Source organism: Bacillus sp. URHA0034 (assembly GCF_056280405.1).
In genome coordinates this window covers 2712915-2735473 of record NZ_JBWCDK010000002.1, presented here as the reverse complement: position 1 = coordinate 2735473, position 22559 = coordinate 2712915, and the positions used below count along the sequence as shown (strand labels likewise).

General features: G+C 42.1%; 16 protein-coding genes, 10 tRNA genes, 3 rRNA genes and 1 pseudogene. 24 read left to right on the top strand and 6 right to left on the bottom strand.

All coding sequences use genetic code 11. The annotated features are described in order from the left end of the window. Window positions 1-11: 11 nt before the first annotated feature. On the top strand, window positions 12-1598 hold the full coding sequence (locus tag ACZ9EE_RS15125) for a SagB family peptide dehydrogenase (RefSeq protein ID WP_476028276.1): 1587 nt from the start codon (window positions 12-14) through the stop codon (window positions 1596-1598). A 286-nt stretch (window positions 1599-1884) separates the two neighbouring features. Here ACZ9EE_RS15125 and ACZ9EE_RS15120 read toward each other — a convergent pair whose 3' ends face one another. Genes ACZ9EE_RS15120 through ACZ9EE_RS15110 form a run of 3 tightly spaced genes read right to left on the bottom strand, consistent with a single transcriptional unit; the run spans window position 1885 to window position 5513 of the window. Beyond that, window positions 1885-2946, bottom strand: coding sequence for a Ger(x)C family spore germination protein (locus ACZ9EE_RS15120; RefSeq protein ID WP_476028274.1), 1062 nt, complete (start codon window positions 2944-2946; stop codon window positions 1885-1887). Next, complete coding sequence (locus ACZ9EE_RS15115; RefSeq protein WP_476028272.1) at window positions 2943-4031, bottom strand: GerAB/ArcD/ProY family transporter; 1089 nt, start codon at window positions 4029-4031, stop codon at window positions 2943-2945. The genes ACZ9EE_RS15120 and ACZ9EE_RS15115 overlap by 4 nt, the downstream gene beginning before the upstream one ends. A gap of 15 nt (window positions 4032-4046) precedes the next feature. Further along, window positions 4047-5513 carry a spore germination protein gene (locus ACZ9EE_RS15110; RefSeq protein ID WP_476028270.1) on the bottom strand — a complete coding sequence of 489 codons (1467 nt, stop codon included), beginning with the start codon at window positions 5511-5513 and terminating at the stop codon, window positions 4047-4049. A 170-nt stretch (window positions 5514-5683) separates the two neighbouring features. Here ACZ9EE_RS15110 and ACZ9EE_RS15105 point away from each other — a divergent pair, with 170 nt between their 5' ends. The 3 genes from ACZ9EE_RS15105 (at window position 5684) to ACZ9EE_RS15095 (ending at window position 8194) form a co-directional block, all read left to right on the top strand. Continuing rightward, window positions 5684-6127, top strand: a complete 444-nt coding sequence (locus ACZ9EE_RS15105) for a YbaK family protein (protein ID WP_476028268.1) — start codon at window positions 5684-5686, stop codon at window positions 6125-6127. A 165-nt stretch (window positions 6128-6292) separates the two neighbouring features. After that, window positions 6293-7015 (top strand): N-acetylmuramoyl-L-alanine amidase CwlD, encoded by a 723-nt coding sequence (gene cwlD, locus ACZ9EE_RS15100; protein ID WP_476028266.1) that lies wholly within the window; start codon window positions 6293-6295, stop codon window positions 7013-7015. A 381-nt stretch (window positions 7016-7396) separates the two neighbouring features. Continuing rightward, window positions 7397-8194, top strand: coding sequence for an Mrp/NBP35 family ATP-binding protein (locus ACZ9EE_RS15095; protein WP_476032968.1), 798 nt, complete (start codon window positions 7397-7399; stop codon window positions 8192-8194). 51 nt (window positions 8195-8245) lie between these two features. Here the strand turns inward: ACZ9EE_RS15095 and gerD are convergent, their stop codons facing one another. After that, entirely contained in the window at window positions 8246-8803 is a 558-nt protein-coding gene (gerD, locus tag ACZ9EE_RS15090; protein WP_476028264.1) for a spore germination lipoprotein GerD, read from the bottom strand. Between the two features lie 148 nt (window positions 8804-8951). On the opposite strand from gerD, the pseudogene ACZ9EE_RS15085 reads away from it, so the two are divergent. Beyond that, a pseudogene (locus ACZ9EE_RS15085) lies at window positions 8952-9642 on the top strand (KinB-signaling pathway activation protein). Between the two features lie 30 nt (window positions 9643-9672). Here the strand turns inward: ACZ9EE_RS15085 and pdaB are convergent. Continuing rightward, the gene (pdaB, locus tag ACZ9EE_RS15080; protein ID WP_476028262.1) at window positions 9673-10425 is read right to left on the bottom strand and encodes a polysaccharide deacetylase family sporulation protein PdaB; all 753 of its coding nucleotides are present in this window, start codon (window positions 10423-10425) and stop codon (window positions 9673-9675) included. A 137-nt stretch (window positions 10426-10562) separates the two neighbouring features. Between pdaB and ACZ9EE_RS15075 the strand changes: the two genes are divergently transcribed. The 15 genes from ACZ9EE_RS15075 to rocF all read left to right on the top strand — a co-directional run bounded on the left by ACZ9EE_RS15075 (window position 10563) and on the right by rocF (window position 18664). Next, complete coding sequence (locus ACZ9EE_RS15075) at window positions 10563-10793, top strand: hypothetical protein (protein ID WP_476028260.1); 231 nt, start codon at window positions 10563-10565, stop codon at window positions 10791-10793. A 252-nt stretch (window positions 10794-11045) separates the two neighbouring features. Continuing rightward, window positions 11046-12595: ribosomal RNA gene (locus tag ACZ9EE_RS15070) — 16S ribosomal RNA — on the top strand. 193 nt (window positions 12596-12788) lie between these two features. Next, window positions 12789-15724: ribosomal RNA gene (locus tag ACZ9EE_RS15065) — 23S ribosomal RNA — on the top strand. A 135-nt stretch (window positions 15725-15859) separates the two neighbouring features. Then, window positions 15860-15975 (top strand): 5S ribosomal RNA (rrf, locus tag ACZ9EE_RS15060). The 16S, 23S and 5S rRNA genes sit together here with 10 tRNA genes alongside, the layout of an rRNA operon. A gap of 14 nt (window positions 15976-15989) precedes the next feature. After that, window positions 15990-16064 (top strand) — tRNA-Asn (locus tag ACZ9EE_RS15055). A 28-nt stretch (window positions 16065-16092) separates the two neighbouring features. Beyond that, window positions 16093-16165, top strand: a tRNA-Thr gene (locus ACZ9EE_RS15050). A 21-nt stretch (window positions 16166-16186) separates the two neighbouring features. Next, a tRNA-Glu gene (locus tag ACZ9EE_RS15045) sits at window positions 16187-16261 on the top strand. Window positions 16262-16297: 36 nt separating this feature from the next. Beyond that, window positions 16298-16373, top strand: a tRNA-Val gene (locus tag ACZ9EE_RS15040). 19 nt (window positions 16374-16392) lie between these two features. Next, window positions 16393-16468 (top strand) — tRNA-Thr (locus tag ACZ9EE_RS15035). An 18-nt stretch (window positions 16469-16486) separates the two neighbouring features. Next, window positions 16487-16571 (top strand) — tRNA-Tyr (locus ACZ9EE_RS15030). A gap of 46 nt (window positions 16572-16617) precedes the next feature. Then, window positions 16618-16692, top strand: a tRNA-Gln gene (locus ACZ9EE_RS15025). Window position 16693: 1 nt separating this feature from the next. After that, window positions 16694-16766: transfer RNA gene (locus ACZ9EE_RS15020), tRNA-Lys, on the top strand. 29 nt (window positions 16767-16795) lie between these two features. Further along, window positions 16796-16870, top strand: a tRNA-Gly gene (locus ACZ9EE_RS15015). Between the two features lie 2 nt (window positions 16871-16872). Beyond that, window positions 16873-16948 (top strand) — tRNA-Ala (locus ACZ9EE_RS15010). Window positions 16949-17764: 816 nt separating this feature from the next. Beyond that, on the top strand, window positions 17765-18664 hold the full coding sequence (gene rocF / locus ACZ9EE_RS15005) for an arginase (RefSeq protein ID WP_476028258.1): 900 nt from the start codon (window positions 17765-17767) through the stop codon (window positions 18662-18664). 16 nt (window positions 18665-18680) lie between these two features. Here the strand turns inward: rocF and ACZ9EE_RS15000 are convergent, their stop codons facing one another. Further along, window positions 18681-18866: a Spo0E family sporulation regulatory protein-aspartic acid phosphatase gene (locus ACZ9EE_RS15000; protein ID WP_476028256.1), complete on the bottom strand. Its 186-nt coding sequence runs from the start codon at window positions 18864-18866 to the stop codon at window positions 18681-18683. 188 nt (window positions 18867-19054) lie between these two features. Here ACZ9EE_RS15000 and sigW point away from each other — a divergent pair, with 188 nt between their 5' ends. The 4 genes from sigW to ACZ9EE_RS14980 all read left to right on the top strand — a co-directional run bounded on the left by sigW (window position 19055) and on the right by ACZ9EE_RS14980 (window position 22520). Next, entirely contained in the window at window positions 19055-19618 is a 564-nt protein-coding gene (sigW, locus tag ACZ9EE_RS14995; protein ID WP_476028254.1) for an RNA polymerase sigma factor SigW, read from the top strand. 15 nt (window positions 19619-19633) lie between these two features. After that, complete coding sequence (locus tag ACZ9EE_RS14990) at window positions 19634-20257, top strand: zf-HC2 domain-containing protein (protein WP_476028252.1); 624 nt, start codon at window positions 19634-19636, stop codon at window positions 20255-20257. Window positions 20258-20389: 132 nt separating this feature from the next. Continuing rightward, complete coding sequence (gene cdaA, locus ACZ9EE_RS14985) at window positions 20390-21217, top strand: diadenylate cyclase CdaA (RefSeq protein WP_476028250.1); 828 nt, start codon at window positions 20390-20392, stop codon at window positions 21215-21217. Continuing rightward, complete coding sequence (locus ACZ9EE_RS14980; RefSeq protein WP_476028248.1) at window positions 21210-22520, top strand: CdaR family protein; 1311 nt, start codon at window positions 21210-21212, stop codon at window positions 22518-22520. The genes cdaA and ACZ9EE_RS14980 overlap by 8 nt, the downstream gene beginning before the upstream one ends. Window positions 22521-22559 lie beyond the last annotated feature (39 nt).

Here is a 22559-nt window from a genome sequence, read left to right as displayed (position 1 = left end):
GAGGTGTAAGCTTGGAGCTTGAAACATTTCTGCACCATCTTCATTTTAATACGGAAAAACTCTTTCCCCCGGATTGGCAAGTGGATTGGGAAGATGCACCGCTTTCCTATAAACTGTATCGCGGGTTACCACAGATCCAACTGAATGCAGATGTCCCGTTAACGCTAAACGGACGGGAAACTCAAGAAAAACCCAGCATAAGGGAACTGGGTCATTTCTTATGGTATGTATACGGGCTAACTCACTATTCCCAAGCCGCCTTAAGCGCGGATAATAGGGAAAGAGCAAATGTAAGCTATGCTCAGTTATTACGGAGGTTTGTACCCTCTGGAGGGGCATTATATCCTAATGAATTATATGTGTATGTAAAGCTGGATGACGCACCAGAGGGAATTTATCACTATGATGTGGCACACCACCGTCTCCTCTTATTAAGAGAAGGAAATTACGATTCCTACTTATCAAGAAGTCTTGGAAATAGGAGTGACCTTTCTGACTGTTTCTGTACGGTTTTTGTCTCAACGGTTTATTGGAAGAATTTCTACAAATACAATAATTTTTCCTATAGACTCCAAGGGCTAGATGCCGGTGTGTTAATTGGGCAAGCATTAGAGGTCGCGAATCGAATGGGGTTTTCTTCACAGGTATGCTACCAATTTCTCGATCGGTCGATCAATCATTTACTCGGGCTAGCTGAGCAGGATGAAAGCGTTTATGCGGTTATCCCATTAGCCAATCATCGACCTATCGAGTTTGCTTACAACGATAATAATGGGAAAGAAAATATTTCTGACACAGAATTGTGCAGGGAAATTCCATTGCTGATGCATGAGACCTATAATCGTTCAAAGAAAGTTATTGATTACCCGATGCTGAGAAAAATGAATGAAGCATCGTTATTGGAAACGACCGAGCTATTTGTGAAGATAAAGAACGATGAACCTGCTGAGCCTTCCTTAGGTACGGAGGCCATCTTGCTGCCATTTACCGAAGACTTTTCCTACGATCTCGCCTCCGTTTGCAGGGAGAGGCGTTCTCCTGATAATGATTTTATCATGGGTAAAGTCAGTCAAACACAGCTGGCCACTTTGTTAAAAGAGACATTCTCTTTATCATATCAGAATGACCTTTATGAAATGCATGGGAATGCTGAAACTCGTGTCGATTTGTACGGCAGTTTTTATAATGTAGAGGGAGTCCCAAATGGTGCTTACACTTATGATAAAAGCACTCATGCACTAAAGAGAATAACCAAGGGGGATTTTCGGGAGTTTTTGCAATATGGATTAACCATGCCTAATGTAAATCTGTTTCAAGTTCCGGTCTGTCTGCATGTTGTTGGCGACAAGGACCACCTAAAAAAGGATTTGGGATATAGAGGTTACCGTATTCAACAAATGGAAGCCGGGATACTCATTCAACGACTGCTCTTGGTGACGTGTGCATTAGGGATGGGGGGGCACCCCTTATTAGGATTTGATGCGTACCGATGTGATGAACTTTATGGGATTAATTCAAGGGGAAAAACAAGCTTGATTCAAATCCCGGTCGGTCCTTATCGTCCTCGTGCCTGGTTAAAAGGGAGTCTGCTTAGTTAGAAGAGACTGTTGGGCAACTGTGCCGGGTTTCTTTTAGTTTTAAAAGATTTTTACGAATATCCAAAGACTCTTAACCATATTGGTTAGGAGCCTTTTTTTATCCTGTACCTCAAATTGCTCTGTCCATGGCGTAGAGATTGTCACAGAATGTTATTAAAATTGAAAGTCACATTTTTGAAGTTCTTTATTAATATTTGGCTGCATTGTTAAATCAATATTAATATTTGGATTAAACCTTTTCATTCTGTTTCCATTACCTTTACTGCCGACCTCTCTAAATCTAAAATTAATCTATGACTCCTGATTCCGTAATGGTTACATTTGCCCGAACATTTACTTGTAAATCCTTATAATCTTTTTCCCACTTTTCAAAATCGAAATGTCTTGTTTTGCTTTTAATAAAATGGCCGAATCCTACAGGGTCGAGTTTTTTTTCTTGAAATCTTTTAGTTAACCTTACACATTCGGATTCAATATTGTTTTCTAGTTTTTTCTCTATATTTGTTAATTTCTTGGGTGTTATACGGAAGCCCGAATATTCATTTAAGATGGCCTTTATACTGATGTTGATCGTAACCCTGTAAGGGTTTCTTGAAGAAAGCCGCAATTTGTAATTTGAACGAATACTTTCAATGGCAGCAGCATCTTTACCAAGATTCACTTTTAAAGTTCCTTTACTGTATTTGTCTACTAACAGCTTAAAGTAAAACATCTTGTCAGCTGAAATGGTATCGACGACATGCCCATATCGAAAAAAGCTGAGACCGCTAATTTCAATGTCTTCCTTCCCCCACTTTTTTAAGCGGGGAAGATAAGGGGTCTTTCCTTTCTGATTAAAATCAAATAAAAAACGCTGAAGGTCCGTTTTGGGCACATCTTTTGATTGCATATTATGGCGGATAAGGTGGGATAGATAAATCGCATTGCCTCTTTCTCCATAGTTTCCATTAATCACAGACTTTGAATCTCCTTCTGTTACAGCTAAGTATAATCTTGCCCCTATGCTTGGATCACGTTGAAAGGAGTCAATTAAGTCCAAAATTCCTTTTTCATTCGCAAGCCGTTCACCAAAAAGGACCACTTTAAGACTGCCTGCTACCAGTGGGTCAGAAGATTGGCGTTGTACATCTCTTATAAAATCCCGGCTTAAATTAGAGGAAGATGAAAAGGTTTTGTTACTAACGGATTTATTTGATAAATAGATAGGAACTAATGCAGTCCCGCGAATCTTCCCGCCTATATAATCATAGGCAGCTCCAGTCTCTAGATTGACATCATCAACAATCTCCTTCTGAACACAACCTGTAAGGAATGTTGATAGGATAAGAACAGCACAAAGAACTTTCATTTCTTTTTCACCCTCTTTACAATCAACACAAGAACAAACAGAAAAGGGATATAGACATAATTTAGGAAAAAGGAAACCACTCCTGTGTAGTCAAGTAGGGTATTTATCTGCTCTCGTGTTTTTAAAAAATTTATCAAAATTAAAACCACTGCCGATAAAAGAAGGACACCGTGCTTCTGTTTAAGGCGGGTAACCCGTTTTAAAATCCGGCTTCCACACCAAAGGGCAATACAGACATTAGGCAGGATGACAATATTCCAATTAGCGATCCCAATGTATTCAAATCTCTCCACAAATGGCATCTCGACCACTTTCCAAATAGTCAAGGTAGCCCAGATGTTTTTTTGCAGCTGACCTTCAGAAAAATAGGAAAAAGTGGTTAAGGCGACGACAGTATAGAGAATGGTGGTATATAGGACACCCAAGTGAGCCCATTTCTTAGACTTCTCGGGATCTTTGATATAAGGATAAAAAAATAAAAGTGTTTCATAACCAAGATAGGTAAGTGACATATGATAGGCTGCCTTAATCAAATCACTGATCGAGTGATCAAAGATTGGAAGTAAGTTTCTGAAATCCGAATAGGGAAAGGCAAAGAAAAAGGTGAATATTAAGTAGAATGGAAGAACCACTCCAAAAAAGGCTACCCCTGTGACGGTACGAAAGCCGCCAAATATGATATAGACAGCTAGCAGACAGAAAACGAGGGAATACCAAAACGTACTCATATCCTGAAACATCCAGACTTGAACTACTTCAATAAATGACCGGAGCAGGATTAAAGCGACGCATAAAAAGTAAAGAACAAAAGGAAGTGAAATGATTCGGCCCAATTTATCGCCAAAAACAAAGGAATGGGCAGAAATAAAATCGCCTTTAACTGTTCCAAGAATCTTATACATCATATATATAATGATATGAATGCTTAGTCCGGCTAAAATGACCGAAATCCATGCATCATATCCAGCTGTTAACGCAATAATCCGCTGAAACCCTAAAACACCAATGCCCAGCTGCATGGTATGCACTAGAAAAAAAACCAAAAAAGGCGATATTTTTGCTTTTTCAGGTACTAAATGTTCCATAGACCCTCCCCCGCTTTACTCGTCAATGTCACTTCTTTCAGGATAACGAACAGGATTTTTTGTCCTAAGTGCTTGTGGTCGTAAGGATTGTTTGCTAAATGGCAGTCTGATAAGAGAATCCTTAAGGTCTGTTCTTCTAGGCGGATATAAAGGTTCTAAAAAAGGCCTGTTTAAAGAGGTCAGCCGGATTAAATGGGTCATTAAAAAACAAAAACACAGGACAATACCCAGCAGCCCCCAGAGCTCGGCAAAAAACAAAAATGGAAAGCGGAGCAGCCGAATGGCATTGCCCATTTTATAAACAGGGGTTGTAAAGGAGGCCAATGCAGCAAGAGCTACAATGATGAGGAGAACATTACTCGTTAATCCAGCCTCAACGGATGCAGTTCCAATTACAATACCCCCTACGATACCTATTGTTTGACCTACCTTTGTGGGCAGACGGGCTCCTGCTTCTCTTAGGAGCTCAATGGTCAGCTCTAAGAAGAATGCTTCTAAAATAGGCGGAAGTGGTATATCTCTTCGGGAGGTAACCAGGGTGTTCATCAAGTCTGTCGGTATTAATTCATAATGATAGGATAATGTTGCCACATAAACAGGTGTTACCAATATCGAAAATGCAACGGCAAAGAGCCGAATTAACCGGAAAAAGGAGGCCAACAGCCAATTTAAAAAATAATCCTCAAAGGAACTGAAAAATTCAACGAGTGTAGTAGGTGTAATCAAGGCATGCGGCGAACCATCTACGAATATAGCGATTTTCCCCTCAGCTAAAATAGACGTAACCCTGTCTGGCCGCTCCGTATCCAAAAGCTGTGGAAATGGAGAGTTTCTATTATCGCAAATCAGCTGAACGATATAAGAGCTATCCGTAATCGCATCAAATTCTACATTTTTAAGTCGTTCCCTAACGGTTTGAACATTGGCAGGATCAACGATGCCATCAAGATATAAAATTGATAACTTTGTTTTGGAAAGCGACCCAAGTGTCATCTCTTCAACAATTAATTCCTTGACGGGAAGCCGTTTGCGAATAAGGTTTACATTTTGATCTATTGATTCAACAAAGGCTTCTTTCGGGCCGATTACGCTGAACTCCACTTCTGGTGTTGAAATGCTTCGGACGAGTTCCTTTTGTGCAGCTAGAAATACATAATGATGGCGGTCAGAATCCAAAGTCAAAAGGGCATAACCATTGAACAATTTCTGTTCAATCTCATTTGGATCTGTACTAATTTGTACATCGGCGAGAGCAATAATTTTTTTTACATCTTCAATTTTTTCAAATGGTTTCTCCAATAAATAGGGAAGGGCGTTCTCCTGTAAAATGCTCTCATCAATAATGGTCGAAATGAACCAAATAGAAAACTGTTTATTCGTGGGTTCGTTGATATAGGAGACCTTTTTAAAATCTTTTGACCTCTTGAGATATTTCTCCAATTCATCTCTTTCATGTTGAGTATGTTTTGAGAACCAGCCCATTTTTCATCACCCCTATTTAGCCTGATATTATCGTTTCCCTATATTGGAAGGATTATGAATAACAACGGTCTAGAGAGTCCCAACGAAAAAGTGATATTAAAAATTGGAAATCACGACTTTGCATTTCTTAGACCTAAGGGATAAAGAATAGTCCTAAGAGGTGAAAAGAAGTGACAGTTATAACAACCTTTAAAGAAAAACGACGTGAAAAGCAGATTAAATATGAACGTTCCGTGCTGCGGGATTTATCCATTAATACATTGAAAGAAAGAGTAAAACAATACTTCGGTTCCACGAGCCTTGCGACAAGCTTTGTGATGAATACAGGAATAGAGGAAGCCTGTTATGATGTCGCCTTAGAGGCGTTTCTCTTGGGAGCAAAATTCAGTAAGTTTGGTTATTATGGAGAAACAGTAGATGATGTACGCAAACGGTGTTTTAGAGAAGAAAAGCATCTGATTGATACCCTTTATAATTTTCTACTTTACTGGGGAAATGGACAAGAAGGCACGATGAGTGAATCCCTTTATTATCTATGCGAACAATATATTATTGTCTGGTGGAGAGAAGGTTATGAAAAAGGGCAGAGACGTCATAAGTTGAGATTACATTAAACCTTGGTAAATCAAAAGCATCCTGCAGCGTACTTACAGTGGGAGTTCCTATAAAGAAATAGGAGCTTCTCAGTACACAGCTTAAAGGATGCTTTTTACAGTTCTAAAACTTCCCCTTGTCCCATATAGTTAACTGAACAGGGACGAGCGGGAAGGAGGATATGGGTGGCTAAACGCAGAATAAAGATTATTAGCTTTATTACAGGATTAATTGTGTTATTTTTTATACTACAGCATGATTTTAGTGAAAATAATTCATGGAAAACCTGGAACCTTCCTTTATCAGGAAAAATAATCTTGTTGGATGCAGGCCATGGCGGGCCGGATGGCGGGGCAGGCACGGGCCAAACGCTTGAAAAGGATATCGCATTAGCAATCACCAAAAATGTTCGTGATTATTTACAAGGACAAGGAGCCCTTGTGATTATGACGAGGGAAAAGGATGAGGATTTAGCTGATCCTGATACAAGGGGATATAGCCGCAGGAAGGTAGAGGACCTCAAAAAAAGATTAAAAATGATAAATAATACAGATATTGACCTATTTGTCAGTATTCATTTAAATGCGATTCCATCCGCTAGATGGAGTGGTGCCCAAACCTTTTATGCTCCGCAGCATAAAGAAAATGCGAGAGCAGCAAAATTTATTCAGGAAGAACTCCGCAGAAATCTCGAAAACACAGAACGGAAGGCGAAGCCAATTAATCAGGTCTATATCCTGAAAAATGCCAAGAAGCCTGGAGTTTTAGTGGAAGTAGGGTTCCTCTCTAATCCAAGAGAGAAGGCGCTGTTAAAAAAGGAATCCTATCAAGAAAAAGTTTCCGCATCTATTAATAACGGAATCCTGCGCTACTTTACGAATGAAAAAGAATTAAAAGAAACAGATTAAGGGGGATGGAGGCATCTTCCGTTTTTTTATGTTAAATAGTTAAGAAACAGTGATTGAATTAACTGTTTCTTGTTTAGGTTATGGTATACTGAAATTGGAAATGAATTCATAGGTGAGGTGCATTTTATGTTAACAGAGAAAGTAGTCCGTGAAGTTCTGGGCGGCCTCAAAGAGCCCTTTTTACATAAAACATTAGCTGAATTAAATGCATTCGAAGAAATTAAAATTAAAGAAGAAAAGAACCATGTTAGTGTTAAGGTCCTAATTGCTAAAACGGGTACAAGTGAACAGCTGCAGCTTCAAACGCAAATTGTCAATGTGTTAAAGGAGGCAGGAGCAGCTACCGTGGGGATCCGATTTGCTGAATTGCCTGAAGAAGTAATGGCACAACATCGCAATGCAGAACCCGAGAACAATCAAACCCTCCTTAATTCTAAGGATACAACCTTTATTGCGATTGCCAGTGGAAAAGGAGGCGTCGGTAAATCAACGGTATCCGTTAACCTGGCTGTTGCGCTAGCTCGTTTAGGCAAAAAGGTTGGACTGATTGACGCCGATATCTACGGTTTTAGTGTGCCTGATATGATGGGCATTACGAATCGCCCAGTTGTCCGCGGCGAAAAAATCATTCCAGTTGAACGGTTTGGAGTTCAAGTCATTTCAATGGGCTTCTTTGTAGAGGACAATGCCCCAATTATCTGGCGTGGACCGATGTTAGGGAAGATGTTGAATAGTTTCTTTAGTGAAGTAGAATGGGGAGAGCTTGATTATTTGTTATTAGATCTGCCTCCAGGTACAGGGGACGTTGCTTTAGACGTTCATACGATGCTGCCTTCTTGTAAGGAAATTATCGTCACAACTCCACATCCGACCGCTGCTTTTGTAGCAGCACGCGCAGGAGCAATGGCATTAAGGACCGAACATGAAGTACTTGGTGTTATTGAAAATATGGCCTATTTTGAAAGCAAAGTAACGGGTGAAAAGGAATACGTATTTGGGCGTGGCGGAGGAGACAAGCTAGCCGAAGAATTAAATACGGTTCTGCTTGGACGCTTACCGCTGAACCAGCCTGATTGGAATGATGAAGATTTTGCACCATCTGTATACCAAGAAGATCATCAAATCGGAAAAATATATTTGGAAATTGCTGAAAAAGTGACAAGTCTGCTGAAAAAATAAGAAAAAGCCTCTACCTTAATTGGAAGAGGCTTTTTGTTTGTAAAAATATAATCATTTTTTTGATTCTTGCTCTGCAGCCTTTAACAGTAATTCTTGTATTTTAGCTTTATATAGCGGGCTATTAATGGTTTCTGTAATGACCTTTTGAAGGTGTTCCCGGTATTCCTTGCTTTTGAGAGCATCAGCCATTTGTTTTTCAATTTCCGGTTCTTGAAAAACTTCAATCATCATGGCCCGATACTCAGGGTCATTCATTAATTCCTTTAATAAAGCTTTATTTTCATTCTTCATACTTTTAGCTACGCCTTGGGCAAACTTAGGATCGCTAAACGTTTTTTTCCAAAAATCAGTGGCCTTATCGGATGTAAGAGTTGTTTGAATGGTGTCTGCAACAACCTTTTGGTCCATAACAAGCTTTTCCTTCATCGCATCAGAGGTCATAACGTCCTGAATTGCCTTCTTACCATCATCGGTTTTAAGAATATCAACCACCATTTTTTTTGTCTGGTCATAATCAGGCTGTACCGCGTTGCTTAAATCATTACTAGAAGAGCAGCTAGTCAGGAACAACACGATGGGCAGGAGGAGCACCATACTTTTTCTTCTCATTTTCAAGCCCCTTTCACATATAAATCCTTAATTTTAGGATGAGAAATTACAGCGAGATTATTCGCTGAAAAAATGAAATTATGGATTTTTCACATTTTGATTGATACAATCAGTATGAAATAATTTTAGTATTCTGGAGGTTTGAGGTGTGACAAGCCGTAATTGGGTAAGACTATTTATGTCCACATTATTAGTTGGCGGGGTCACGACGGCTATTGTGGGTTTTATCATTCGCTGGGATGAATTTCAGCCCTATTTTATTCATTTTAAAATTATCGATATTTTATCCACGTTGGTTTGGCTTATTGGTATGGGGTTTCTATTTAGTATGATTAGCCAAATGGGCTTCTTTTCTTATTTAACAATCCACCGCTTTGGATTAGGCATATTTAAATCAGTATCCTTATGGAATTCTGTCCAAGTCGTTCTTGTTCTGTTTGGTTTATTCGATTTAGTCTACCTTCGTTATGAGAACTTTGCAAAGCCAGGGGATTCCGTGCTCCCATACTTAGGACCGGCAATTTTTCTTTTAGCAGTTTCCCTTGTCGTTGCATGGTATAAAGTAAAACAGACAAACCGAGGAGCTTTTATCCCTGCGTTATTTTTTATGGTTGTTGCGACATTAGTTGAATGGGTTCCAGTGCTTCGTGAGAATGAGAGGAATTGGGTTCTACCTCATGATGATTTCTTTACTAGCATGTAATGCCTTTCAAATTTTAATACTTCATAAATTAAACGCTCAATCCGTACAAGAGAGACAAAAACGAGCGGAGCAAACCAATCCTAAAGAAAAAAAAACAACTAAAAATAATAAAATGACTAAAAAACCGTCCATGTAATATGGGCGGTTTTATTGGTTAAAATTCAAGTTAATTGATTTCTTTAGACTGGACTTCGCCGTTAGCAATCATTTCTGATACTGATACAAGCTTTAGTCCTTTTTGTCGAATATCAGCAAGAATCAACGGCAGTGCTGTCGCCGTCTGTTTTGCTGAATCTGAGGCATGAAGTAGGACTATATCCCCCTCATCAGCTCTGCTAACATTTTTCACTATTTTTTCAACACCAGGATTTTGCCAATCCTTAGAGTCAACCTTCCAATGAACAACTGTATATCCATAACGCTTCGCTATTTTTAATGTACGCTCATCAAAATGACCTGTCGGTGCCCGTAAAAGCTTGATATTCTTTACATTTAATTTAGTGAAGACTTCTTGGGCTTTGGAAATATCCTTTGCGATTTTCGCATCCTCCACATCAAGGTAATCGACATAATCGTATCCTAAAACTCCAATTTCATAGCCATCTTTAACAATACGGCTGACAATGTCAGGATGACGTTCTGCCCAGGAACCCGCTAGGAAAAAAGTCGCAGATTTAACATTCTCTTTTTTCAGTACATCTAAAATAGGCTCTGCTTTTTCATCCCCCCAGCCAATATTAAACGTGAGGGCTAAATCTTTTTCACCGCGATAAATAGCATTTGTGCTGTCCTTAGTGGAAAACACAGGTATCTGGACTAAATTTTCCAGGTAGAGGAACCATGCTGTGAAAAAAGCGGCAATGAGAATCAGTGAAACATTTTTTAAAGCTTTTCCATTTAATACAAAAAAGAAATTCATTCTTCCCACCTCGTCCAATACTTCCTTGTCTCAAACTATGCTTTTTTTTTTGATAATATGATTAAACTTTTTGATTATAATATTTCTATTTTTGGAAAAGACTACTATAACTAGAAAATTTCGCTGGAGGTTTTTCAATGTTTGGGCTTCTGATAAGTGAGAAAGAAGTAAAAGAAATGGAATACCTTATTAAGAGAGAAATGGATGAAATTTTATTTGACTTAAAAGATGATCGAATTGACCATATTGTGAAAAGGTCAATGGAAGAAAGATACAAGATTCTTTTTACCTTATTTAAGCGGGTTGCATCTCCTCAAGAATGTTTTAAATATTTACGGAAAGGCACAAAAGACCGGAGAAAGGGCTAAGAGTAAAAAAATTAAAAAATACGTTGACATATAATTATTATCTTGTTATAGTAATAAACGTCGCTGCTGACAGTAAAAAATAATTTTTAAAAAGTTGTTGACTTTGCTGGTTGCGGATGATATATTATAAAAGTCGCTTTTAGCGATAAGGTGATTTGTTCTTTGAAAACTAAACAAACAAAAACGTCAACAAACAATAATATTCATTTCTTATGAAATGAAGCCAACGTAACAAAATGAGCTAAATCAACTTTCTTGGAGAGTTTGATCCTGGCTCAGGACGAACGCTGGCGGCGTGCCTAATACATGCAAGTCGAGCGAATCAATAGGAGCTTGCTCCTGTTGGTTAGCGGCGGACGGGTGAGTAACACGTGGGCAACCTGCCTGTAAGACTGGGATAACACCGGGAAACCGGTGCTAATACCGGATAATCCTTTTCCTCTCATGAGGAAAAGCTGAAAGTCGGTTTCGGCTGACACTTACAGATGGGCCCGCGGCGCATTAGCTAGTTGGTGAGGTAACGGCTCACCAAGGCGACGATGCGTAGCCGACCTGAGAGGGTGATCGGCCACACTGGGACTGAGACACGGCCCAGACTCCTACGGGAGGCAGCAGTAGGGAATCTTCCACAATGGACGAAAGTCTGATGGAGCAACGCCGCGTGAGCGATGAAGGCCTTCGGGTCGTAAAGCTCTGTTGTTAGGGAAGAACAAGTACCGGAGTAACTGCCGGTACCTTGACGGTACCTAACCAGAAAGCCACGGCTAACTACGTGCCAGCAGCCGCGGTAATACGTAGGTGGCAAGCGTTGTCCGGAATTATTGGGCGTAAAGCGCGCGCAGGCGGTCCTTTAAGTCTGATGTGAAAGCCCACGGCTCAACCGTGGAGGGTCATTGGAAACTGGGGGACTTGAGTGCAGAAGAGGAAAGCGGAATTCCACGTGTAGCGGTGAAATGCGTAGAGATGTGGAGGAACACCAGTGGCGAAGGCGGCTTTCTGGTCTGTAACTGACGCTGAGGCGCGAAAGCGTGGGGAGCAAACAGGATTAGATACCCTGGTAGTCCACGCCGTAAACGATGAGTGCTAAGTGTTAGAGGGTTTCCGCCCTTTAGTGCTGCAGCTAACGCATTAAGCACTCCGCCTGGGGAGTACGGCCGCAAGGCTGAAACTCAAAGGAATTGACGGGGGCCCGCACAAGCGGTGGAGCATGTGGTTTAATTCGAAGCAACGCGAAGAACCTTACCAGGTCTTGACATCCTCTGACACTCCTAGAGATAGGATTTTCCCCTTCGGGGGACAGAGTGACAGGTGGTGCATGGTTGTCGTCAGCTCGTGTCGTGAGATGTTGGGTTAAGTCCCGCAACGAGCGCAACCCTTGATCTTAGTTGCCAGCATTCAGTTGGGCACTCTAAGGTGACTGCCGGTGACAAACCGGAGGAAGGTGGGGATGACGTCAAATCATCATGCCCCTTATGACCTGGGCTACACACGTGCTACAATGGATGGTACAAAGGGCAGCAAAGCCGCGAGGCCTAGCCAATCCCATAAAACCATTCTCAGTTCGGATTGTAGGCTGCAACTCGCCTACATGAAGCCGGAATCGCTAGTAATCGCGGATCAGCATGCCGCGGTGAATACGTTCCCGGGCCTTGTACACACCGCCCGTCACACCACGAGAGTTTGTAACACCCGAAGTCGGTGGGGTAACCGTAAGGAGCCAGCCGCCTAAGGTGGGACAGATGATTGGGGTGAAGTCGTAACAAGGTAGCCGTATCGGAAGGTGCGGCTGGATCACCTCCTTTCTAAGGATAATGCAGTCCTTACGGACTGATAAGAAGTTGACCGCTTTTTGTTTGTTTAGTTTTGAGAGTACAATCTCTCAAGAGTATATTCGTTCTTTGAAAACTAGATAATCGTATAGAAGAAACCAAGTAAAAACCGAGTAAAATCGCCATTTTAGTTTTTTCTCTCTATTAAATAGAGTAAAACCTTTTAGGTTAAGTTAGAAAGGGCGCACGGTGAATGCCTTGGCACTAGGAGCCGATGAAGGACGGGACTAACACCGATATGCTTCGGGGAGCTGTAAGTAAGCTTTGATCCGGAGATTTCCGAATGGGGAAACCCACTGCTCGTAATGGAGCAGTATCTTTACCTGAATACATAGGGTATGGATGGCAGACCCGGGGAACTGAAACATCTAAGTACCCGGAGGAAGAGAAAGCAAACGCGATTCCCTAAGTAGCGGCGAGCGAAACGGGATTAGCCCAAACCAAGAGGCTTGCCTCTTGGGGTTGTAGGACACTCAACATGGAGTTACAAAGGAACGGGGTAGATGAAGCGGTCTGGAAAGGCCCGTCATAGAAGGTAAAAGCCCTGTAGTTGAAACTTCGTTCCCTCCTGAGTGGATCCTGAGTACGGCCGGACACGTGAAATCCGGTCGGAAGCAGGGAGGACCATCTCCCAAGGCTAAATACTCCCTAGTGACCGATAGTGAACCAGTACCGTGAGGGAAAGGTGAAAAGCACCCCGGAAGGGGAGTGAAATAGTTCCTGAAACCGTGTGCCTACAAGTAGTTAGAGCCCGTTAATGGGTGATAGCGTGCCTTTTGTAGAATGAACCGGCGAGTTACGATTACATGCAAGGTTAAGTTGAAGAGACGGAGCCGCAGCGAAAGCGAGTCTGAATAGGGCGAATTAGTATGTGGTCGTAGACCCGAAACCAGGTGATCTACCCATGTCCAGGGTGAAGTCCAGGTAACACTGGATGGAGGCCCGAACCCACGCACGTTGAAAAGTGCGGGGATGAGGTGTGGGTAGCGGAGAAATTCCAATCGAACTTGGAGATAGCTGGTTCTCTCCGAAATAGCTTTAGGGCTAGCCTCACGTAGTTAGAGTCTTGGAGGTAGAGCACTGTTTGGACTAGGGGCCCTCATCGGGTTACCGAATTCAGACAAACTCCGAATGCCAAAGACTTATCCGTGGGAGTCAGACTGCGAGTGATAAGATCCGTAGTCAAAAGGGAAACAGCCCAGACCACCAGCTAAGGTCCCAAAGTATACGTTAAGTGGAAAAGGATGTGGAGTTGCTTAGACAACCAGGATGTTGGCTTAGAAGCAGCCACCATTTAAAGAGTGCGTAATAGCTCACTGGTCGAGTGACTCTGCGCCGAAAATGTACCGGGGCTAAACGTATCACCGAAGCTGTGGATTGACATCTTCGATGTCAGTGGTAGGAGAGCGTTCTAAGGGCGTTGAAGCTAGACCGTAAGGACTGGTGGAGCGCTTAGAAGTGAGAATGCCGGTATGAGTAGCGAAAGATGAGTGAGAATCTCATCCACCGAATGCCTAAGGTTTCCTGAGGAAGGCTCGTCCGCTCAGGGTTAGTCGGGACCTAAGCCGAGGCCGAAAGGCGTAGGCGATGGACAACAGGTTGATATTCCTGTACCACCTCTTTATCGTTTGAGTGATGGGGGGACGCAGGAGGATAGGGTAAGCGCACTGTTGGATATGTGCGTCTAAGCAGTTAGGCTGAGAAGCAGGAAAATCCGCTTCTCGTAAAGGCTGAGCTGTGACAGCGAGGGAAATATAGTACCGAAGTTCCTGATTCCACACTGCCAAGAAAAGCCTCTAGCGATGATATTGGGTGCCCGTACCGCAAACCGACACAGGTAGGCGAGGAGAGAATCCTAAGGTGAGCGAGAGAACTCTCGTTAAGGAACTCGGCAAAATGACCCCGTAACTTCGGGAGAAGGGGTGCTCTTTGGGGTTCATAGCCTCGAAGAGCCGCAGTGAATAGGCCCAGGCGACTGTTTAGCAAAAACACAGGTCTCTGCGAAGCCGCAAGGCGAAGTATAGGGGCTGACGCCTGCCCGGTGCTGGAAGGTTAAGAGGAGGGGTTAGCGCAAGCGAAGCTCTGAATCGAAGCCCCAGTAAACGGCGGCCGTAACTATAACGGTCCTAAGGTAGCGAAATTCCTTGTCGGGTAAGTTCCGACCCGCACGAAAGGCGTAACGATCTGGGCACTGTCTCAACGAGAGACTCGGTGAAATTATAGTACCTGTGAAGATGCAGGTTACCCGCGACAGGACGGAAAGACCCCGTGGAGCTTTACTGTAGCCTGATATTGAATTTTGGTACAGCTTGTACAGGATAGGTAGGAGCCTGAGAAACCGGAGCGCCAGCTTCGGTGGAGGCGTCGGTGGGATACTACCCTGGCTGTATTGAAATTCTAACCCGCACCCCTTATCGGGGTGGGAGACAGTGTCAGGTGGGCAGTTTGACTGGGGCGGTCGCCTCCTAAAGAGTAACGGAGGCGCCCAAAGGTTCCCTCAGAATGGTTGGAAATCATTCGTAGAGTGTAAAGGCACAAGGGAGCTTGACTGCGAGACCTACAAGTCGAGCAGGGACGAAAGTCGGGCTTAGTGATCCGGTGGTTCCGCATGGAAGGGCCATCGCTCAACGGATAAAAGCTACCCCGGGGATAACAGGCTTATCTCCCCCAAGAGTCCACATCGACGGGGAGGTTTGGCACCTCGATGTCGGCTCATCGCATCCTGGGGCTGTAGTCGGTCCCAAGGGTTGGGCTGTTCGCCCATTAAAGCGGTACGCGAGCTGGGTTCAGAACGTCGTGAGACAGTTCGGTCCCTATCCGTCGTGGGCGCAGGAAATTTGAGAGGAGCTGTCCTTAGTACGAGAGGACCGGGATGGACGCACCGCTGGTGTACCAGTTGTCTTGCCAAAGGCATCGCTGGGTAGCTATGTGCGGACGGGATAAGTGCTGAAAGCATCTAAGCATGAAGCCCCCCTCAAGATGAGATTTCCCATAGCGTCAAGCTAGTAAGATCCCTGAAAGATGATCAGGTTGATAGGTCAGAGGTGGAAGCGTGGCGACATGTGGAGCTGACTGATACTAATCGATCGAGGACTTAACCATAGTCTAAAGCGAATAAACTCGTTTTTACCCAATTTCTTCTATAAATTATCTAGTTTTGAGAGAATGAAAAAAAATTAAATTTTCTCTTGCAAAATAAAAAAAAGACATTATAATAAAATAGTGTCGAATAAATAGTCTGGCAATTATGGCGAGAAGGTCACACCCGTTCCCATACCGAACACGGAAGTTAAGCTTCTCAGCGCCGATGGTAGTTGGGACTTTGTCCCTGTGAGAGTAGGACGTTGCCAGGCTGTTATCTTATCGTTCCGCAGTAGCTCAGTGGTAGAGCTATCGGCTGTTAACCGATCGGTCGTAGGTTCGAGTCCTACCTGCGGAGCCATTTTTATGTCAACATAAAGTATAGCTGCGCTTCCATAGCTCAGTAGGTAGAGCACTTCCATGGTAAGGAAGAGGTCAGCGGTTCGAGCCCGCTTGGAAGCTTACCTTAAATTTAAAAATTATGGCCCCTTGGTCAAGCGGTTAAGACACCGCCCTTTCACGGCGGTAACACGGGTTCGAATCCCGTAGGGGTCACCATTTTTCCATAATAGGAAAAATAACTATTATTAGTTCGGAGGATTAGCTCAGCTGGGAGAGCATCTGCCTTACAAGCAGAGGGTCGGCGGTTCGATCCCGTCATCCTCCACCATATATTTTCCTTACTTTACGCCGGGGTAGCTCAATTGGTAGAGCAACTGACTTGTAATCAGTAGGTTGGGGGTTCAAGTCCTCTCGCCGGCACCATTCTTTTTTTTTGAATATGGAGGGGTAGCGAAGTGGCTAAACGCGGCGGACTGTAAATCCGCTCCCTCCGGGTTCGGCGGTTCGAATCCGTCCCCCTCCACCATTCATAATTTAAAAAAAGTTGGACATACTAGAAGTAATTACATCTTTGGGCTATAGCCAAGCGGTAAGGCATCGCACTTTGACTGCGACATGCGTTGGTTCAAATCCAGCTAGCCCAGCCAAGAGCCATTAGCTCAGTTGGTAGAGCATCTGACTTTTAATCAGAGGGTCGAAGGTTCGAGTCCTTCATGGCTCATTTTAGTTTTTAATATTTATCCGCAGCTTGCGGAAGTAGTTCAGTGGTAGAACATCACCTTGCCAAGGTGGGGGTCGCGGGTTCGAATCCCGTCTTCCGCTCCAATGGGGTCTTAGCTCAGCTGGGAGAGCGCCTGCTTTGCACGCAGGAGGTCAGGGGTTCGATCCCCCTAGACTCCACCATCACACTACATATCTTGTCTTAAATCATGATTATGGTTTAAGGCTTTTTTATTTTTAGAACTTGGTAAATTTCATTATTAAGGTAAGGAAATCCTATATTAACATCATTATTTAGTTAGATTGGTTTCAATTTTTTCAGTTAAGTCTTTTAAAGGAGTGGCCTCTAAGACAATTTCATATGGAATGGTCCATTTTTGTCCGATAGCCTTTGTCTATAAGACATTTTTATAAGGAAAGTAGAGAGTTTGTCCAATAGCCCCCACTTATTGGACATTTTTTTGATATTCAGAGGAAGTTTGTCCAATAGAGAGGTTGCTATAAGACAATATTTAGGAGCAGTCAAGAGAATTGTCTGATAGCCCATGTCTAAAAGACAATTTTAAGAGACCTCAAAAGAGTTCTGTCCAATAGCCCCCACCTATTGGACATTTTTTTGATATTCAGAGGAAGTTTGTCCAATAGAAAGGTTTTTATAAGACAATATTTAGGAGCAGCAAGAGATTTGTCCGATAGCCCTTTTCTAAAAGGCAATTTTAAAAAAATCCATAGAGATATTGTCTCAAAGCCCCAGTCTATAGACAATTCAAAGAGGACTCCAGTAAGTTTTGTCAAATCCAACACTCCATCTATTAATCCGGAACAAACCTAACCCCCCTCCCCTCTCAAAAACCAGAAACAGCCTCCCCCCTAAAACGTAACCGCTTAACTGCAGAATATTTTAAAAATAACGCATATATATACAGAATTTTGTCGAGTTGAGTCATCACTATGAAAACGGTTAAAATAGTCAGTATAACAGGCAAGGGGGAAAATGAGATGACAAAGAAACTATCAATTATTGGAATGCCGATGGACTTAGGACAAATGAGACGGGGAGTAGACATGGGGCCAAGTGCAATCCGCTACGCGGGAATCAATGAACGCCTTAAGCCTCTATTTGATGAAATCCATGACTGGGGTGATATCCCTGTTGGCAGACCAGAAGTAGTCGTTGATAAAGAATCTAATCTACGAAACCTAGATCTAGTAGCAGAAAAAAGCGCATTGCTTGCCGACAAGGTAGACGAAGCGATTCAATCTGGGGCCTTTCCACTTGTACTTGGAGGAGACCATAGCATCGCGATTGGAACATTAGCAGGAGTCTCCAAACATTATCAAAACCTTGGCGTCATTTGGTATGATGCTCATGGGGATTTAAATACTGCTGAAACCAGCCCATCAGGAAATATCCATGGTATGCCCCTTGCCGTAAGCATCGGCTTAGGACATCCGTTATTAACCGAAATCGGCGGCTATAATCCAAAAGTAAAGCCAGAGAATATTGTCATTATTGGGGCAAGATCTCTCGATGATGGTGAGAAACAATTAATTAAGGAAAAGGGCATGAAAGTATATACCATGCATGAAATAGATCGATTAGGCATGGCTAAAGTGATGGAAGAAACGATTGATTACCTAAAGGAAAAAACAGATGGTGTGCATCTATCTCTAGATTTAGACGGCTTAGACCCGAACGATGCTCCAGGAGTGGGAACTCCGGTTATTGGCGGAATCAGTTACCGTGAGAGCCATCTGGCAATGGAAATGCTTGAAGAGGCAGGAGTGATTACATCTGCAGAATTTGTGGAAGTAAATCCAATCCTGGATGAGAAAAATAAAACAGCCATTTGCGCGGTCGAGCTCATGGGATCATTATTTGGCGAAAAACTATTATAAAAAAAGAAGCTGCATACTAACCTATGCAGCTTTCGATATCTCTCTGGGTCAATGACAGATCATATTTGTTAAGTAAAGAGTCAAGCCGCTTACTTGCTTCAATGACTTTGTGATTGGACAGAGAAGTTTCAGATGCTAATCGAATCATATTATTTCGTTGAATCTCTATTTCTTCTATTAATCCACGGTATGAAGAAGACATAATCTTCCACCTCTTTCTATGTACATACTTTCTTTTTCCCCCACAATAAAAACTTTAAACATATTTTGTTCCACATTAGTAAATATTTGTTAATATTAAAGGTATTGAGAAGTTTTTCGTTTAAAAAATGAAACCTTTTTGGCTGAAGTTCGTATATCGTATAGCGACAATGGAGCTGAGGAAACTTAATGGATACAATTGTGAAAAAAAGGATAAAACAGGTCATCAAAGGAGATCAAGATGCCTTTGGTGAGATCGTAGAAATATATAAAAACAGTGTCTACCAGCTATGTTACAGGATGCTTGGGAATCGACATGAAGCAGAGGATATAGCACAGGAGGCTTTTATCCGTGCTTATGTGAACATCAAGTCGTTTAACCAAGATTTAAAGTTTTCAACGTGGCTTTTTCGGATTGCCACCAATCTGTGTATCGACCGGCTGCGCAAAAAGAAACCAGATTACTATTTAGACGCGGAAGTAGCTGGGACAGAAGGGTTAACTATGTATTCGCACATATCCTCGGATTCTCCTTTACCAGAGACCGAGGTAGAAAGTCTAGAACTGCAGGAGACCGTTCAAAAGGAAATATTAAAATTACCAGAAAAATATCGCTCCGCAATCGTCCTAAAGTATATGGAGGACATGTCTTTAAATGAAATAAGTGAAATTCTGGACCTCCCTCTTGGAACTGTTAAGACAAGAATCCATCGCGGCCGGGAGGCATTAAGGAAGCAATTACGATATGTATAATGAGGTGAAACATAAATGTGTCCTGAACAGATTATCGAACTCATGCATGAATACTTAGATGAAGAACTAGACCTAGACAAAGAAAAAATCTTAAGAGACCACCTCAAAAGCTGTAAAGAGTGTGAGATTATTTTTAATGAATTAAAAAAGACGGATGCGTTTGTTAGAGGCATTTCCCACATGCAGGCGCCGCCGGGCTTCACTGCAAATGTGCTGGCCAAGCTGCCGAAAGAAAAGAAAAAGGTGTGGATGCAAAGGTGGTTTACCAACCATCCTATGCTTACAGCAGCGTCTGTTTTTATTATTTTGATGATGGGAAGCTTATTTTCTAGCTGGAGCCAGGATCGGGAATTCTCTGTCTCAAAGCAAAAAAATTTAGTCGTTCAAAATAATACAGTCATAGTTCCTAAAGGTGAAACGGTCAAAGGAGATGTCGTTGTCCACAATGGGAATGTGCGGATAGAAGGCGAAGTTCAAGGTGATGTTACCGTAATTAATGGAGAAAAGTATTTAGCTTCTGCCGGTCATGTGACAGGACAAATAGAAGAAATAAATGAAGTTTTCGACTGGATTTGGTATCATATGAAAAAAACAGCTCAAGAGGTAATAGATATCTTTGGCCAGCCTGAAACTAAATAAACACAAATCACTCCACGAGGGTGATTTGTTTTTTTAACCACATACATATAATAAAGTTGTATGGTGAATTTATGTTATAATAAATAAGTTGTATGAATTATATGTTGTTAGAAAGTTACGGAGGAACAAACAATGCAGTTTGCGGATCTCAGTATTTGGAAGTATCTAGCTAGTATTGTTGATATTGCCCTCGTATGGTACGTCATTTACAAACTGATCAACGTGATAAGAGGTACAAAGGCCGTTCAATTATTAAAAGGAATCCTTGTTATTCTTCTTGTCAGAGTGGTCAGTGAGTGGCTCGGCTTAATTACGTTAAGCTGGATGATGCAACAGGCCATAAATTGGGGATTTCTTGCGGTTATCATTATCTTTCAGCCTGAGCTCAGGAGAGCCCTTGAACAATTAGGAAGAGGGAGATTCTTCTCGCGAAGCAGTACACAAGACGATGATAATCAGGAAAAAGCAGTCGAAGCCATTGTTAAGGCGACAGATTATATGGCAAAGCGCCGTATAGGTGCCTTAATTTCAATTGAAAGAGAAACGGGCATGAGTGATTACATAGAAACAGGTATACGATTAAATTCCAATATTTCTTCGGAATTACTCATTAATATTTTTATTCCCAATACACCACTTCACGATGGTGCGGTCATCATCCAAAAAAATAATGTGTCAGCGGCAGCATGCTATCTCCCCCTTTCTGAAAGTCCATTTATCTCAAAGGAGCTGGGTACAAGGCATCGGGCAGCTTTAGGAATAAGCGAGGTCACCGATAGCTTAACCGTTATAGTTTCCGAGGAGACGGGAGGGATTTCACTGACAAGGAATGGAGAACTTCATCGTGATTTAAAAGTGGAGGAACTAAAGGAACTGCTTACCAGTGAAATGGTGATTCATAATAAAGCTAAACAGGCTTCTTCAGCTCGTTGGAACTGGAGGGGAAAACAAAATGGATAAAATGTTTGATAATCCTTGGTTTATAAAAATACTGGCCTTGTTATTGGCAGTCCTATTATATTCCTCTGTCCCACATACAGGTCAAAAGTTAACAGATGTTAATGTTCCTGGTGAGCAAACAACAGAGACCATAAAGGATATCCCTGTAAAAGTTTATTATGATACGGAGAATTTAGTTGTTTCAGGAATACCGAACACGGTAGATGTCACGATAAAGGGTCCAATTACACATGTCCAATCGGCGAAGGCATTAAAAAACTTTGAGGTATATGTTGATTTGACAAATGCGAAGATTGGAAAGCAGAATGTAAAGCTGAAAATTAGGAACTTATCTGATAAATTAAAGGCAACCATGAAGCCGGCAAGTGTGACGGTGTCTGTGCAAGAAAAGATTACGAAGGAATTCAGGGTCGAAGCAGAATTCGATGGAGGTCAAATAGAGGATGGTTACTCAGCTGGTCTGCCTCAGGTTGAGCCTAATAAAGTAAAGATTACCGGTGCTAAAAGTGACATTGATAAAATTACTTACGTAAAAGCCACTCTTGAGGGTACTGGAAAACTAAAAGCAACCATTTCGAAGGAAGCACAAATTCAAGTACTTGATAAAAAGCTAAATAAATTGGATGTAACGGTTGATCCTGAAACGGTTAAAGTGACGATTCCAATAAAGTCGAACAGCAAAACGGTTCCGATCAATATTGTGAAAAAAGGAACTTCCCCAGAAGGGATTACGATTGAATCAATTGAGTTAGATGAAACAGAAGCAAAAATTACCGGAAGTGAAGAGGTCTTAAAAGATACAGATAGTGTTCGGGTGGAAGTAGATTTAAGTAAGATTACTGAAAACACAACACTTACCTTACCTGTGATCATTTCAAATGGAATTACGAAGGTGACCCCTCAGTTAGTAAAAGCAACTGTAGTGGTAAAAAAAGTGGAACAGAAACCAGCTGTAGATGAACAAACAACAGCCGTGAATGAAGAAAAAACAGCCGTGAATGAAGAAAAAACAGCCGTGAATGAAGAAAAAACGGTCTCGGGCATCCCTTTAATCATTCGAGGCTTAGCTGATGATTTTAAAGCAGAAGTAAATGATCCTGCAAGTCAGACTGTTAATTTACAAGTGAATGGGCCGACTGAGGCGGTAACAGAGCTGGGGCCTAGTGATTTCACGGTTTTTATTGACTTGACTGGGTTGAGCGAAGGGACCCATGATGTCAAAATCCAGGTGAAAGGGCCAACGGATGTCCAATGGACACCTGACCAATCCACCGCAAAAATAACTATTACTAATAATGCCTAATTTATAGCATTACACATGTTGAAGGAGAGATTTTTTAAG

Excerpts from the sequence above, each read along its gene's own strand:
- ACZ9EE_RS15095 (WP_476032968.1), top strand. The coding sequence starts at position 7,397 with ATGGCACAACATCGCAATGCAGAACCCGAGAACAATCAAACCCTCCTT.
- ACZ9EE_RS15075 (WP_476028260.1), top strand. The coding sequence starts at position 10,563 with ATGTTTGGGCTTCTGATAAGTGAGAAAGAAGTAAAAGAAATGGAATAC.
- ACZ9EE_RS14990 (WP_476028252.1), top strand. The coding sequence starts at position 19,634 with ATGTGTCCTGAACAGATTATCGAACTCATGCATGAATACTTAGATGAA.
- ACZ9EE_RS15120 (WP_476028274.1), bottom strand. The coding sequence starts at position 2,946 with ATGAAAGTTCTTTGTGCTGTTCTTATCCTATCAACATTCCTTACAGGT.
- rocF (WP_476028258.1), top strand. The coding sequence starts at position 17,765 with ATGACAAAGAAACTATCAATTATTGGAATGCCGATGGACTTAGGACAA.
- pdaB (WP_476028262.1), bottom strand. The coding sequence starts at position 10,425 with ATGAATTTCTTTTTTGTATTAAATGGAAAAGCTTTAAAAAATGTTTCA.
- ACZ9EE_RS15110 (WP_476028270.1), bottom strand. The coding sequence starts at position 5,513 with ATGGGCTGGTTCTCAAAACATACTCAACATGAAAGAGATGAATTGGAG.
- gerD (WP_476028264.1), bottom strand. The coding sequence starts at position 8,803 with ATGAGAAGAAAAAGTATGGTGCTCCTCCTGCCCATCGTGTTGTTCCTG.
- ACZ9EE_RS15115 (WP_476028272.1), bottom strand. The coding sequence starts at position 4,031 with ATGGAACATTTAGTACCTGAAAAAGCAAAAATATCGCCTTTTTTGGTT.
- ACZ9EE_RS14980 (WP_476028248.1), top strand. The coding sequence starts at position 21,210 with ATGGATAAAATGTTTGATAATCCTTGGTTTATAAAAATACTGGCCTTG.
- cdaA (WP_476028250.1), top strand. The coding sequence starts at position 20,390 with ATGCAGTTTGCGGATCTCAGTATTTGGAAGTATCTAGCTAGTATTGTT.
- ACZ9EE_RS15000 (WP_476028256.1), bottom strand. The coding sequence starts at position 18,866 with ATGTCTTCTTCATACCGTGGATTAATAGAAGAAATAGAGATTCAACGA.
- sigW (WP_476028254.1), top strand. The coding sequence starts at position 19,055 with ATGGATACAATTGTGAAAAAAAGGATAAAACAGGTCATCAAAGGAGAT.